12 protein-coding genes and 2 tRNA genes are annotated in these 13,524 nt (G+C 44.2%); 12 read left to right on the forward strand and 2 right to left on the reverse strand.

Features of this window, described 5'->3' with window-relative positions; all coding sequences use genetic code 11:
- Positions 1-69: 69 nt before the first annotated feature.
- The 3 genes from A5883_RS03055 (at position 70) to A5883_RS19085 (ending at position 549) form a co-directional block, all read left to right on the forward strand.
- Positions 70-153, forward strand: a tRNA-Tyr gene (locus tag A5883_RS03055).
- A gap of 4 nt (positions 154-157) precedes the next feature.
- Positions 158-229 (forward strand) — tRNA-Gln (locus tag A5883_RS03060).
- A gap of 152 nt (positions 230-381) precedes the next feature.
- Positions 382-549 carry a hypothetical protein gene (locus tag A5883_RS19085; RefSeq protein ID WP_005228760.1) on the forward strand — a complete coding sequence of 56 codons (168 nt, stop codon included), beginning with the start codon at positions 382-384 and terminating at the stop codon, positions 547-549.
- Between the two features lie 49 nt (positions 550-598).
- On the opposite strand, the gene A5883_RS03065 is transcribed toward A5883_RS19085, so the two are convergent.
- A complete protein-coding gene (locus A5883_RS03065; protein WP_086337982.1) occupies positions 599-1,204 on the reverse strand; it encodes a TetR/AcrR family transcriptional regulator in 606 nt (201 codons plus the stop codon).
- A 174-nt stretch (positions 1,205-1,378) separates the two neighbouring features.
- On the opposite strand from A5883_RS03065, the gene A5883_RS03070 reads away from it, so the two are divergent.
- Together A5883_RS03070 and A5883_RS03075 are read left to right on the forward strand one after the other, a co-directional pair.
- A complete protein-coding gene (locus A5883_RS03070) occupies positions 1,379-5,605 on the forward strand; it encodes a 2-hydroxyacyl-CoA dehydratase (RefSeq protein WP_086337983.1) in 4,227 nt (1,408 codons plus the stop codon).
- Positions 5,606-5,803: 198 nt separating this feature from the next.
- On the forward strand, positions 5,804-6,511 hold the full coding sequence (locus A5883_RS03075) for a GntR family transcriptional regulator (protein WP_005228765.1): 708 nt from the start codon (positions 5,804-5,806) through the stop codon (positions 6,509-6,511).
- 193 nt (positions 6,512-6,704) lie between these two features.
- On the opposite strand, the gene A5883_RS03080 is transcribed toward A5883_RS03075, so the two are convergent.
- Positions 6,705-7,346 carry a YigZ family protein gene (locus tag A5883_RS03080; protein WP_086337984.1) on the reverse strand — a complete coding sequence of 214 codons (642 nt, stop codon included), beginning with the start codon at positions 7,344-7,346 and terminating at the stop codon, positions 6,705-6,707.
- 110 nt (positions 7,347-7,456) lie between these two features.
- Here A5883_RS03080 and A5883_RS03085 point away from each other — a divergent pair, with 110 nt between their 5' ends.
- The 7 genes from A5883_RS03085 to A5883_RS03115 all read left to right on the forward strand — a co-directional run bounded on the left by A5883_RS03085 (position 7,457) and on the right by A5883_RS03115 (position 13,482).
- Entirely contained in the window at positions 7,457-7,750 is a 294-nt protein-coding gene (locus A5883_RS03085) for a DUF7662 domain-containing protein (protein WP_005228767.1), read from the forward strand.
- Positions 7,751-7,822: 72 nt separating this feature from the next.
- On the forward strand, positions 7,823-8,143 hold the full coding sequence (locus A5883_RS03090) for a PTS sugar transporter subunit IIB (protein WP_005228768.1): 321 nt from the start codon (positions 7,823-7,825) through the stop codon (positions 8,141-8,143).
- 106 nt (positions 8,144-8,249) lie between these two features.
- Positions 8,250-9,560 carry a DEAD/DEAH box helicase gene (locus A5883_RS03095; protein ID WP_086337985.1) on the forward strand — a complete coding sequence of 437 codons (1,311 nt, stop codon included), beginning with the start codon at positions 8,250-8,252 and terminating at the stop codon, positions 9,558-9,560.
- A gap of 196 nt (positions 9,561-9,756) precedes the next feature.
- On the forward strand, positions 9,757-10,233 hold the full coding sequence (locus tag A5883_RS03100) for a ComF family protein (RefSeq protein ID WP_016608760.1): 477 nt from the start codon (positions 9,757-9,759) through the stop codon (positions 10,231-10,233).
- Positions 10,234-10,370: 137 nt separating this feature from the next.
- Entirely contained in the window at positions 10,371-10,928 is a 558-nt protein-coding gene (hpf, locus tag A5883_RS03105; RefSeq protein WP_005231866.1) for a ribosome hibernation-promoting factor, HPF/YfiA family, read from the forward strand.
- A 184-nt stretch (positions 10,929-11,112) separates the two neighbouring features.
- Positions 11,113-12,060, forward strand: a complete 948-nt coding sequence (locus tag A5883_RS03110) for a LacI family DNA-binding transcriptional regulator (RefSeq protein ID WP_074536086.1) — start codon at positions 11,113-11,115, stop codon at positions 12,058-12,060.
- Between the two features lie 156 nt (positions 12,061-12,216).
- Positions 12,217-13,482, forward strand: coding sequence for an extracellular solute-binding protein (locus A5883_RS03115; RefSeq protein ID WP_086337986.1), 1,266 nt, complete (start codon positions 12,217-12,219; stop codon positions 13,480-13,482).
- Positions 13,483-13,524 lie beyond the last annotated feature (42 nt).

Genomic DNA, 13,524 nt, shown 5'->3' on the forward strand with positions numbered 1-13,524 from the left:
CTTTTTGCTCTTGCAATTTGTTATCTTTTTCGGTATTATAACTATTGTCAGGTTTGAGAAAAACCTTTTGGAGGAGTAGCGAAGTGGCTAAACGCGACGGACTGTAAATCCGTTCCTTAGGGTTCAGTGGTTCGAATCCACTCTCCTCCACCATTATTGGGGTATAGCCAAGCGGTAAGGCAACGGACTTTGACTCCGTCATGCGTTGGTTCGAATCCAGCTACCCCAGTCAGATGAATACGCAAAAAAAAACAGCAAGTAGTCTTGCTGTTTTTTTCGTTATTTAACCATTATTTTTTTTGGTTTGAGGAAGGGCTATAAGTTGAAGATTTTTTTTATTTGCGATACGCTAGTAGTAAAGCATTCGGGAGATGAAAACACATGAAATTTAAACTGAATCTAAAAGAAAAAGTAACGGAAGTTGCCGAGCATGTCTATGACGTTGTCAAAAAGGAAGACTATGCGATTCGTGTGGCTCCAAAAGGAATCAAAGTAACTAAACAGCGTAAGACAAAAGACACGATCAAATGGCGCGCAAAAAATCATTGATTAAAGGGCAATTGGTATGAGAGAAACTGCATATAGGCAGTTTCTTTTTTTATTCCTCAATTTCAATCCCCAAGACAGTTAGGTGACCGTTTGCCACTAGTTTGATGACGAGTTTTGCTAAATGGTCGGCGTGCATCGTTGTTTCTGCCGTTAGCCACCAATGCAGCGTGCCAACAAATATTGAGGTCATATAATCAATGATGAAGTCTAAGGGCACTTCAAGATCGCCTTCTGTAATCTTCAAGGTTGAAAAGATCTCTTGATACCGTTCCGTTAAAATCAGCCCCAGTTTTTTACGAATGATCTCAATGGCAGAGGCATCCATGATCGTCAAATAAAAAGAGCGATTCTTTTGAATGTGTATAAAAAGTTCGGTCATGGCCGCTTCGATTTTACGGATCTTGATTCGATTGCCTTGAACGAAATCTTCAAAGTCAAGGATCGAGGTAAAAGATTCGACGGCCAAGTCAAATATTTTTTCATACAAGTCTTGCTTGTCTTTGTAATGGGCATAGAAGGTCGCGCGGTTGATCATGGCTTCGTCTGCGATATTTTGGACAGTCACTTGCTCGAAGCCTTTTTCTTCAACTAAGCGAATAAAGGCTTCAATAATGTACTTATTGGTTCGTTTGACACGTAAATCCAATTTTTTCATATTGTGAATTTCCTTTCAAAATAAACGACAAAAAACGTCTAATTGTTGTTTATCCCACACCTTCGTTGGAATTGTTTGTTGAATTATCAATTAAAAGAATTACAATGAACATAAGTATTATAACAAACGGCTTGTTAGATAATCAACAAAGTGTTGTTTAGATGGAGGCAACAAATGAAAAAATATAAGGCGGGCATCGATGTCGGTTCAACAACGGTCAAGATGGTTCTGTTAGATGAACGCAATCAAACGTGTTTTTCAAGGTATGAACGACACTATGCAGACATCCAAAAGGCAGCGGAAAAAATTATTAAAGAAGCGCAAGCAGTAATCCAAGATCAGCCAGTTGCGCTGGCGATTACCGGATCAGGCGGAATGGGGCTGGCAGAAGTTTTGCGGATCCCTTTTGTCCAAGAGGTCATCGCTTGTACCAAAACAGTCGAGACAGTGATCCCAGAAACGGATGTGGCGATCGAATTAGGCGGTGAAGATGCGAAGATCACCTTTTTTGAAGGTGCGTTGGAGCAGCGGATGAATGGCAGTTGTGCCGGTGGGACCGGTGCGTTTATTGATCAGATGGCGGTTTTATTGAAAACGGATGCCAATGGGGTCAATGAGCTAGCCAAGGGATACCAAACCCTTTATCCGATTGCCTCACGCTGCGGGGTCTTTGCCAAAACTGATGTGCAGCCGCTGATCAATGAAGGAGCGGCAAAAGCGGACATTGCTGCGAGTATTTTTCAAGCGGTGGTCAATCAAACGATTGCTGGCTTAGCTGCTGGTCGTAAAATCAAAGGCAAGGTAGCCTTCTTAGGCGGTCCACTGACGTTTATGTCGGAATTGCGTCAACGATTTATCGATACGTTGAACCTGCAAGAAGCAGATATCATTTTTCCCGAGAACCCAGAACTGTTTGTGGCGATGGGGGCTGCACTGTATGCAGAAGAAGCGCAGCAGCTTTCTGTACTATGCGACCGCTTAGCCAATGAAGAAGACGGCACACTTGCGCCAACAGATACGCTAGATCCTTTATTCAAAGACGAAGCAGAACTGGCTGCTTTTCGTGCCCGCCATGCCCAAGCGGTTGCTGCAGAAAAACCTTTGTCGGAGCATAAAGGTGCTGCTTATTTGGGTATCGATGCTGGATCAACGACAACGAAAGTCGTCTTGATCAATGATGCAGGGGATTTGTTGTTTTCTTTTTATGGCAACAATGAAGGCGAGCCGTTAGCGACAACGATGGCGGTTTTACAAGAGCTTTATCGTCAGATGCCTTCTGACGTTTACATCGCAAAGTCAACGATCACAGGGTACGGTGAGCATCTGATCAAACATGCACTGAAGGTCGATATCGGTGAAGTCGAAACGATGGCCCATTACAAAGCTGCTGAACATTTCCAGCCAGGGGTTGATTTTATCCTGGACATTGGTGGGCAAGACATGAAGGCGATGACAGTCAAAGACGGTGCACTTTCTTCGATTCAGCTAAATGAAGCCTGTTCGTCAGGATGCGGCTCGTTCATTGAGACCTTTGCCAAATCTATGAATCAGGATGTCAAAGAATTTGCGCTGGCAGCGACAAAAGCCCAAGCGCCGGTTGACCTGGGTTCGCGTTGTACCGTCTTTATGAACTCAAAAGTCAAACAGGTCCAAAAAGAAGGAGCCTCTGTTGGCGACATTTCGGCTGGCTTGTCTTACTCGGTCATAAAGAATGCTATCTATAAAGTGATCAAGGTTCGGCGCCCCGAAGATCTTGGCGAGAAAATCGTCTGCCAAGGAGGGACTTTCTATAATGAAGCGGTTCTGCGCGCCTTTGAATTGATCAGCGGCCGTGAAGTCGTACGACCATCGATCGCTGGCTTGATGGGCGCTTATGGGGCGGCGTTGATCGCGTTAGAAGAAGCGGCGATCGACGATGTCAGTACGTTGTTGTCTCCTGCAGAAATGGCCGATTTTCAAGCAGAAAAAGAATTTACAAATTGCGGTCTTTGCGAAAACAATTGTTTATTAACCGTGACCCTCTTTTCGGATGGTCGAAAATTCATTACGGGGAATCGCTGCGAACGTGGTGCGCGGATCAAAATCAAAAAAGAAGACCGCAAAGTCAATCTCGTGGATGAAAAATACCGCCGCTTGTTCAAGTACCGTTCTTTGCGTAAAAAAGATGCCCTCCATGGGGAAATCGGCTTACCAAGAGTGTTGAATCTTTATGAAAATTATCCGCTATGGCATACCTTTTTCACCCAGTTAGGGTTTCGAGTAACCTTGTCGCCGCGTTCTAATAAAGAACTATATGAGCAAGGGATCGAAACGATTCCTAGCGATACCGTTTGTTACCCAGCCAAACTAGCCCATGGACACATCCAAGCACTGATCGATCAAAACATACCGTTGATCTTTTATCCAGGAGTCATTTTTGAGCGAGTAGAGAACACTGCCGCTGAAAATCATTTTAACTGTCCAATCGTACAAAGCTATCCAGAAGTGATTCGTAACAACGTCGATGCGATTCGTGAAGGGGCGGTTGACTACCGCTGTCCATTTTTAAATCTGGCAGATGAAGCCTCAATGGCCAAAACCTTAACGGGGACGTTTCAAGATTTTGGTTTTTCTGAAGACGAAATTGCCCAAGCGCTGCGCAGCGGCTTCGAGGAACTAGATCAGTTCAAAGCAGATATTGCGCAACGGGGAGAAGAAACGCTGCGAATGCTGATGACGACCAACCAAAAAGGGATCGTTTTATCTGGAAGACCGTATCATTTGGACCCTGAAATCAACCATGGGATAGCGGAAGTCATTACCCAAGAAGGCTTTCATGTACTGACCGAGGACAGTATTGCTCATTTAGCAAATGTCGGCGATCTGCGGGTCGTGGATCAATGGGTCTATCATTCACGGTTGTATGCGGCTGCACGAGTGGTGGCGAAAAACAAGCAGTTGGAATTGGTTCAATTAAACTCCTTCGGCTGCGGGATCGATGCAGTGACCACCGATCAAGTCGAAGAGATCATGGCGCAATATGGCAAGCTGTATACGGTGTTGAAAATCGATGAGGGTGCAAACCTTGGGGCGATTCGGATTCGGTTGCGTTCCTTGAAAGCAGCAGTCAACGAACGGGATAAACAGCACTTTGTTCCTAAAAAGCAATACGAGGAACCAGCAAAGATTATTTTTACCAAAGAAATGCGCAAGCAGCACACGCTCTTATTGCCGATGTTGAGTCCCATCCACCAAAGCGGATTAGTAGATGTCGCTTTGCAGGCTTCTGGGTATCAAGTGGTCTGTCTGCCCAGTGAAGATCGAGAAGCAGTCAATGTCGGTTTGCGCTTTGTCAATAACGATGCCTGCTACCCGGCCATCATTTCCATTGGACAGCTGGTAGAAGCGTTACAAAGCGGGGAATATGACGTCGAAAACACCAGCGTATTGATGACCCAGACGGGCGGTGGGTGTCGCGCAACGAACTATATTCCCTTGTTACGTAAAGCATTGAACGATGCAGGATTTCCGCAAGTACCGGTGGTATCTATTTCGATGGGCAATACTGGTGTTGAATCAAATCCTGGCTTTCACTTTACCTTGCCGATGATGAAACGCTTGGCGGTGGCATTTTTATACGGAGATCTCTTTGAACGGGTCGTTTATCGCACCCGTCCATATGAGCAAGAAGCAGGGGCTGTCGATCGGCTCCACCAAGAATGGCTGGAAAAAATTGCCAAAAATGTCCGCAATGGCTCCTTCAGCCTCTTTAATCGCAATATGAAGAAAATCATTCAAGACTTTGATCAAGTGCCGATAAGAGATATCAAGAAGCCGCGTGTCGGAGTCGTGGGAGAGATTTTAGTGAAATATTCACCGACAGCTAATAACGATGTCGTTCGCCTGTTAGAAGCAGAAGGAGCGGAAGCGGTCGTACCGGATATTGTCGGCTTCATGAATTATTCCCTCTACAATCAGATTTGGCGCTACGAGCATTTGGGGATGGCGAAGAAAAGTAAAATGATCGCTGATTTTGCGATCATGGCGATTGAACGGCTCCAAAAACCGATGGATAAAGCACTTAGGGCGTCAACGCGTTTTGATGGTATCCATTCGATCCATCAGCTTGCGGAGCAAGCGAGCGAGATTGTTTCCATCGGCAATCATACGGGAGAAGGCTGGTTCTTGACCGGTGAGATGATCGATCTGTTGGAAAATAATGTCAACAATATCATTTGTCTGCAACCATTTGGCTGTCTGCCTAACCATGTAGTAGGAAAAGGCGTCATGAAAGAGCTGCGTCGCCAATACCCACAGGCGAACATTGCAGCGATTGATTACGATCCAGGTGTCTCGATCGTCAATCAATTGAATCGCATTCGCTTGCTCATGGCAACTGCCAATAAAGCGTTGGCTGAATAAATTCTCAAGCCAGCGACCGAACCAATTTAAAAGCAAAGGGACTGCTCTTGTTTGGACAATTTGTGATAACTTCTTTTTCTGCCTATAAAATGGGGAAAGAATTCGCACAAATGGAGAAAAACAGAGCAGTTTTTGCTTTTTTTATTAGCTATTTAGGTATATACCAGTTATAATAGGAGGGGAACGGAGGAATGTGTAGTGGTGGAAAAATTACCTGTTTATATCCAGATTCATGATCAAATCAAAGCCAATATCGAAAACAATACATACAAAATCGGGGATCGTCTGCCTTCAGAACGGGAGTTGTCAAAACAATTCGGCGTGAGTCGCATGACGTTGCGGCAAGCGATCCAAACCTTAGCGGATGAGGGGATTCTTGAGCGCAAAATCGGTTCTGGCACTTATGTCGCTCGCCAAAAAGTACAAGAGAAAATGACGGGCACGACGAGTTTTACCGAAATTATGAATTCTCTTGGTCGTAAGCCTTCCAGCAAAGCGGTCGCTTATTTCTTGACTGCACCTAGCTCCAGTGAGATGGAAAAGCTGCAATTAGAAGGACACGAAACGATTTTACGGATGGAGCGGATTCGGTATGCGGATGATGTGCCGATCTGTTTTGAAGTAGCGAGTATCCCTGAAAAGTTTATTCATGACTTTAGCAAGGAGGAGATCATCTCTTCCCTCTATAAAGTTTTAGAGGAAAAAGGACAACGGAAAATCGGCGGCGCTTCACAGACGATTTCAGCCATGGTCGCATCGGAACAGATTGCCGATTACTTACAAATCAAACGCGGCGATGCGATTTTACGTATGCGGCAAATCACTTCATTTGAAGATGGGCAACCATTTGAATATGTGCGCACCCAATATGTCGGCAATCGTTTCGAATTTTATATGGAAAAATAAGCTGCCTGAGACGGCTGGAAACAAAAAAGACGCGAAAAAGCCGAAAGGACACTGCGAGCATACGTGCTGTTGCTCCGCATCGGTCAATTCGGTTTTTCAACGATTGGGCGTTCCTGCATTCGCTGCAGCAAGCGGCATTAGAGTCCGTGCTTTGAGGAAAAGAGCAAACCTGACAGGTGCTTGTCCTGCATAGTTACTCGGTTGGCTCCTCGATGAGGCGCTCTACATATTCGGTCTTGCCTTTGTTTAGCTGCACTTGCCCTTGCAGCAAATCAATCAAAGCGGCTTCTTGGTCGGCAAGCGTTGCTTCGGGAATCATTAAGGTAACAACGATTTTCTCGGTATAAGCAATGTCTTTTACGTAGATGTTCTGCAGTTCTAAATAGTTTTGCAGCTTACCTAAAAGGGGATAATCAATGGTCAATGCAAGCTCTTGATGCAAAACGCCTTCGACGATTCCCACCGCCTTGATGCCAGCGGAAGCTGAACTGGAATAAGCGCGGATCAATCCGCCAGCGCCAAGTTTCGTTCCACCGAAGTAGCGGGTAACGACAGCGACCATATTGATCAAGTCATTTTTCTTCAATACTTCTAAAATCGGTACTCCAGCGGTGCCGCTAGGTTCACCATCATCACTGCTGCGTTGGATCTCATGGTTTTCACCCAATACATAGGCGCTGCAATGATGATTCGCCTTCCAATGTTCTTTTTTGAGGGCTTGTATAAACGCTTTGGCTTCATCTTCTGATTGGATTCGTTTTAACGAACAGATGAAACGCGATTTTTTGATTTCTATTTCCGTTTCTCCATCTTGTCGGATCGTTCGATAAGTCACGCGTACGATCGCCTCCTTTATGTTTCTAGTATAGGCAATCGGAAGGAAAGTTACAAATAGAAGAAAGAAAAAGGCACCAACACAGACCTGAAAAAGAGGAGGCAGTTGCTTTGGGTAGACGCAAAAAGTACGATACGATCACGCACTATTTAAAAAACAACGGCGGTTCACAAATTACGTTAACCTTTACCCAGTTTGATGAATTTCTTTTCCCAGCATCCGGTTTGCCCAAAAGTGCCCGCACGAGTACGGATTGGTGGGCAAATGATTACCGACATCCTGAAAACGGGGCCTATGCGTGGCTGAATGCCGGCTATGAGGTAGTCCTCGTCAATTTAAAAAAAGAGTATGTCGTTTTTAACCGTTTAGTAAAATCAAACTGGCTGCTGGATAGAAAGCGTTGACAAATTTCAAACTTGTTCTATACTAGAGATAGGAAATGTTATCTTATTCTTAAAATTCAAGGAGTGTTCGATATGGCGAAAAAAACAATTATGTTAGTTTGTTCTGCAGGAATGAGTACAAGCTTATTAGTAACAAAAATGCAAAAAGCAGCTGAAGCAAAAGGATTAGAAGCAGATATTTTTGCAGTTTCCGCTTCAGAAGCAGATCAACATTTAGAAAGCAAAGACGTAAATGTTTTATTATTAGGACCACAAGTTCGTTTCATGAAAGGCGATTTTGAGAAACGTCTAGCGCCAAAAGGAATTCCTTTAGAAGTAATCAACATGGCAGATTACGGCATGATGAACGGCGAAAAAGTCTTAGATCAAGCTTTGACATTGATCGGCGAATAAGCAAGACCTGCTGTTGAAGCAAACAAGAAACCTGTAATCGGTTCAAGTACTTTTCAAAAAGTACTTGAACCGATTTTTTTGCGTACTTAAAACTGAGGTGTATGTTATGACCAATCAAAAAGGAAGACAATTTTTTGTTTTAGATGAAACAATGAATGTAGGAAAACCCTTTGATTCTCGACCGGCAATGCTCGAGCAGGGGCAGAGAATCGTTTGTCAGCGATGCGGTTCTTCCCACCGCAAGCCGTCGGTGCAATTACCGATAGGCAGCTATTACTGTCCAACCTGTATTCGCTATGGTCGGATCACATCAAATGGGCGACTGGTGATTCAACCTACGGATAGTCCAGCCATTGATCACCACATCGTCTGGCCAGGAGCATTGACGCCGTTTCAGAAAAAAATTTCCCAGCAATTGGTGTCTAATTGTCGACAAAAGCGATCCTCGCTTGTTTGGTCGGTCACGGGTTCAGGGAAGACCGAAATGATCTTTGAAACGATCCGCTACGTTCGGCAAGAAGGTGGTCGAGTGGCGATCGTCTCACCTCGGATCGATGTTTGTCGTGAATTGTTTCCGCGAATTCAGCAAGCATTTCCACAAGAGGAAAGCTTGCTCCTTTATGGAAAATCAGAAGAGTCTTATCGCTACACAAACATCCTTATTGCCACCACCCATCAGCTACTGCATTTTTATTGGAGCTTTCAACTGATCGTGGTGGATGAGGTAGATGCATTTCCCTACGAGGGCGATGCGCAGCTGCGTTACGGATTATACAATGCCTTAGCCAAAAACGGGTGTCTGATCTATTTAAGTGCGACGCCTTCAGAACGACTGCTGCAAGAAATTCGTGGGAAATTCGCTGTCTTGAAAATGCCGCTGCGGTTTCATCAGCGTCCATTGATCGTTCCAAAACCTGTTCATTATAGTCACTGGGCGCAGGCTTATCGCAGAAAACGTTGGCTGCGACCATTGCTGCAGCAGTTGCAGCGGCTGCTTCAAAAAAACTTTGTCTTGGTGTTTTGTCCAAGCATTGCGCTGATGAAGGAAGTAGAAGCGGCTGTCCGCCGACAAGGCACGTCATGGTCTTTGACAAGCGTTTCGTCGCAAGATCAAAAACGGAGCGAAAAAGTAGCGTCTGCTCGTCGACAGATTTACAAGGTGTTGTTTACAACGATGATTTTAGAGCGTGGGGTGACGTTTGAAAACGTCTCAGTCATCGTATTGGGTGCTAATCATCCAGTCTTTACAAAATCGGCGCTCGTGCAAATTGCTGGTCGTGTCGATCGTAAAGGGGCCTATACGGAAGGGGAGGTCATTTTTTTCTACGACCAAATGACGGAAGCGATCCGAAAAGCACTCAACGAAATTAAGGAAATGAACCAATTGGCAAAAAGCTGGCTGACCGATGGTGTGTAGTTGGTGTAAAAGGACTTTTCCTAGAGAACGAACGATCATTGAGGTGTTGGCTCCTTGGCGTATCCCAGAAAATGAATTGTGCCCGCAATGTGCTCAACAGTTTTCGGTGATCGATTGGCGAACCTGCTGCCCTTCGTGTGGAAAAAAAGAAACTGAGTTTTGCAGCGATTGTCTCTATTGGGAAGAAACGTGTCCCATGATACAATTGCAGCACCGAGCGCTATTTGCTTACGATCAAGGAATGAAGGATTGGCTTCACGAATACAAACTGATGGGAAACTATCAGTTGCGGGGGACGTTTGCGCCTGTGATCAAACAGAAACTCAACAGGTTTGACTATGAGTGTTTGATTCCCATCCCACTATCGGCAGAGCGTTACCAACAGCGAGGGTTTAATCAAGTCACCGCTGTGCTGGAAGCCGCCGGAGTCAGATTTCAAGAGTTACTGGAGAAAGTTGTTGATACCGCACCACAGGCACAACGTTCTCGCAGGCAACGATTAGTAGAGGCGCAACCCTTTGCAGTGAAGCCAGATGTAGCGTGTGAAATCAAAGGGAAAAAATTATTGTTGATCGATGATGTGTATACTACCGGTAGAACGTTATATCATGCAGCTGAAGCACTGCAGTCCTTTGGCCCCCAGTCGATTCGTTCTTTTTCTATTGCTCGTTGAAACGTTATTTTGAAAACGCTTAAAGAAAATTGTTCGATTTACTAGGCAAATGACCAAGAGTTCGATATAATAGAGTTAAGAAGAAGAAAAGAGTGGTCCTTTTCCTTCTTTACTGGTAGACGAAAGGGGTAATTTTTATGTTTAGATATAATGTGCGTGGCGAAAATATCGAGGTAACAGAAGCGATCCGTGATTACGTCGAGAAAAAAGTAGGTAAATTAGAACGTTATTTTAATGATGTGCCAGAAGCAACAGCACACGTTAATTTGAAAGTTTATACAGAAAAAACTGCAAAAGTAGAAGTAACGATTCCTTTACCATTCCTAGTTCTACGTGCGGAAGAAACTTCACCTGATCTATATGCTAGTATCGATTTGGTTGTTGACAAATTGGAACGCCAAATCCGCAAATTCAAAACAAAAATCAATCGCAAATCTCGTGAGACAGCGTTGGTTCCGCCAACAGATGGTGATTTATTCACAACTGAAGCAAACGATGAAGAAACCAATGGTTCTGATTTAGACATCGTACGTACAAAACGTTTGTCTTTAAAACCAATGGATAGTGAAGAAGCTGTTTTACAAATGAACATGCTTGGACACAACTTCTTTATCTTTGAAGATGCGGAAACGAATGGAACGAGCATTGTGTATCGTCGGAAAGATGGTAAATACGGGTTGATCGAAACGGATTAACACGTGTGGGATCCTTTTGGCGACACCCCAAAAAAAGTCTTTTTTGACAGAGTAGCTGAGAAGCTGCTCTGTTTTTTTATCTTTTGGAATGAAGCAAGAAATCTTTCTATATAAAAGTTGGCTTTGTTTCTCTTTTGTTTTATTGTGTTATACTATAGATGAAATAATACAGGGAGAGTGAATCATGACTACGTTAGCAGATGTCGCCAAAAAAGCAAATGTTTCCGCAATGACCGTTTCTCGAGTGATCAACCATCCAGATAAAGTGACCGAAGAGCTAAAGCAGCTCGTTCATCAAGCAATGCTAGAACTGGATTATCAACCGAATATTGCTGCCAAATCATTAGTTTCCAAGCGTTCCCATATCATCAAAGTGTATATCTTAGAGGAGATGGACACGACGGAGCCATACTATATGAATTTATTAGTGGGGATCGCTCGTTCCATCGGCAAAGCGCATTATTCGTTGCAGCTGGTTACGACGGATGGGGTGGATCGTGGCCCAGCAGATGGTTGTATCATTACGGGATTTCGCCAAAAGGATATGGACTGGATAAAAAATTTAAAGAAACCCGTCGTTCTATTTGGTGAAAATGAAGCTGGATTCAGCTTTGTTGATAGTGACAACTACCAAGGGATCGTTTCTGCTTGTAAACACGCCCTCGATACTGGCTATCAACACTTGGTCTATATTGGTTTAGAGTTGGAAGAAGCATTTACGAAAAGCCGAGAAAAAGGGTACATAGATACAGTGACAAAAACAGGACAAGCACCAAAAATCCATCGTTTTGAAAACCGTTCTTCCGCAGCCCGCACGTTTATCACAGCACAGAAGGAGCAATTTGCGGAAAATACTTGTTTTATTTGTGCGACGGATCGTTTGGCACTAGGCATCAATCAAGGCTTGCAGTCGATTGGTGCGCAGATACCAAAGGATTTTGGGATTGTCGGCTACGATGGGGTATTCTTGGATCAGGTCAGCTCACCCAAGTTGACGACTATGAAGCAAGCAATCGTTGAGATGGGCGAAGCTTGTGGTGAATTACTGATTCAAAAAATTGAACAGAACGATACGAGCCAGCGACAACAGCGCTTTTTACCGCAACTCGTGGTTCGTGAATCCACAAGGTGAAAAATTAAGCAAATGGTTGCGCAAATTCTTTTCAATTCCTCAATATCTTAATTTAAAGGCTTTTTCAATTTTTGTTATCGCTAACATTTAGAAAATGTTTGCCATTTTAAGAAACCGGTTGCATAATAGAGTTACAAATTGCAGGAGGTAAACAGGATGAAAGTGAATTGGAAAAAGGCAGCTCTAGGATTAGTTTCAGGAAGTGCGTTGTTAGCGCTTGCGGCGTGTGGCGGCAACGGCGGTAGTACCGATGGTAGTAATGCAGATGCAGGTTCAGGTAGCGATGAAAAAACGATCACGGTCTCTGTAGGCGCAGACTATATTGATTATATCAATGAAGTGAAATCTGACTTTGAATCTGAAAATGATGTCACCATCAACGTTGTAGAAATGGACATGTTCGATCAAATGGATGCGCTTCAACTAGACGGTCCTGCTGGGAAAGGCCCAGATGTTACGATGTCTCCTTATGACCGTGTGGGTCAAGTAGGCTCCCAAGGGCATTTGGCAGAAATGACTTTGCCAGATGATGGACGGTACAGCGATACCGACAAGCAACAAGTGACCATCGATGATAAGATCTATGGTGCACCAGCAATGATCGAAGCGGTTGTCATGTTCTACAACAAAGACTTGATCGATGAAGCACCAGCAACTTTTTCTGATTTAGAAGAACTAGCAAAAGATGATCGTTTTGCAGAAGGCGATGACAATGTTGGTTTCTTAGCTCGTTGGACGGACTTTTATTATACGTATGGTCTATTAGCGGGGCATGGCGGGTATGTCTTTGGTGATGAAGGAACAGATCCATCTGATCTAGGGCTGAACAACGAAGGTTCTGTTGAGGCAATCACGTATGCAACTGATTGGTTCCAAAATGTCTGGCCGCAAGGAATGCTGGATGTATCAGCCAACGAAAACTTGATGTTGGATTACTTCAATCAAGGCAAAACAGCAGCTATCATTTATGGACCATGGGGCGTGAACGGCTTTGAAGAAGCAGGCATCAACTATGGTGTAGCGAAAATCCCAACGCTAAGCAACGGCAACGACTATGAAACATTTGGCGGCGGAAAAGCGTGGGTGGTATCTAACTACTCACAAAACAAAGACGTTTCGCAACAATTTGTCGAGTATTTGACCAACGAAGCCAATCAAGAGAAATTGTATGACATGCGTCATGATATTCCAGCGAACATTATGGCTCAAGAAACAGTCGCTGCTTCTGATGATCCAGTAGCAAAAGCAGTGATCGAGCAATACAGTGTTTCACAACCAATGCCAAATATCCCTGAAATGTCTGAGGTTTGGGTAGGGGCTGAAAACATGCTGTTTGATGCAGGTTCAGGCAATATGACTCCTCAAGAAGCAGCGGATAATGCTGCCAAAACAATCGAAGAAGCGATTGAGCAGAAATACTAATAATTAGCCGATTACGGTCTGTCATTCATGTCGACGATTCTA

Source organism: Enterococcus sp. 5B3_DIV0040 (genome assembly GCF_002140755.1).
GTDB lineage: Bacteria > Bacillota > Bacilli > Lactobacillales > Enterococcaceae > Enterococcus_D > Enterococcus_D casseliflavus.

Bases quoted from the DNA above. Each gene is read 5' to 3' on its own strand.
- A5883_RS19085 (WP_005228760.1), top strand. From the start codon at position 382: ATGAAATTTAAACTGAATCTAAAAGAAAAAGTAACGGAAGTTGCCGAG.
- A5883_RS03095 (WP_086337985.1), top strand. From the start codon at position 8,250: ATGACCAATCAAAAAGGAAGACAATTTTTTGTTTTAGATGAAACAATG.
- A5883_RS03065 (WP_086337982.1), bottom strand. From the start codon at position 1,204: ATGAAAAAATTGGATTTACGTGTCAAACGAACCAATAAGTACATTATT.
- hpf (WP_005231866.1), top strand. From the start codon at position 10,371: ATGTTTAGATATAATGTGCGTGGCGAAAATATCGAGGTAACAGAAGCG.
- A5883_RS03070 (WP_086337983.1), top strand. From the start codon at position 1,379: ATGAAAAAATATAAGGCGGGCATCGATGTCGGTTCAACAACGGTCAAG.
- A5883_RS03100 (WP_016608760.1), top strand. From the start codon at position 9,757: ATGATACAATTGCAGCACCGAGCGCTATTTGCTTACGATCAAGGAATG.
- A5883_RS03110 (WP_074536086.1), top strand. From the start codon at position 11,113: ATGACTACGTTAGCAGATGTCGCCAAAAAAGCAAATGTTTCCGCAATG.
- A5883_RS03115 (WP_086337986.1), top strand. From the start codon at position 12,217: ATGAAAGTGAATTGGAAAAAGGCAGCTCTAGGATTAGTTTCAGGAAGT.
- A5883_RS03090 (WP_005228768.1), top strand. From the start codon at position 7,823: ATGGCGAAAAAAACAATTATGTTAGTTTGTTCTGCAGGAATGAGTACA.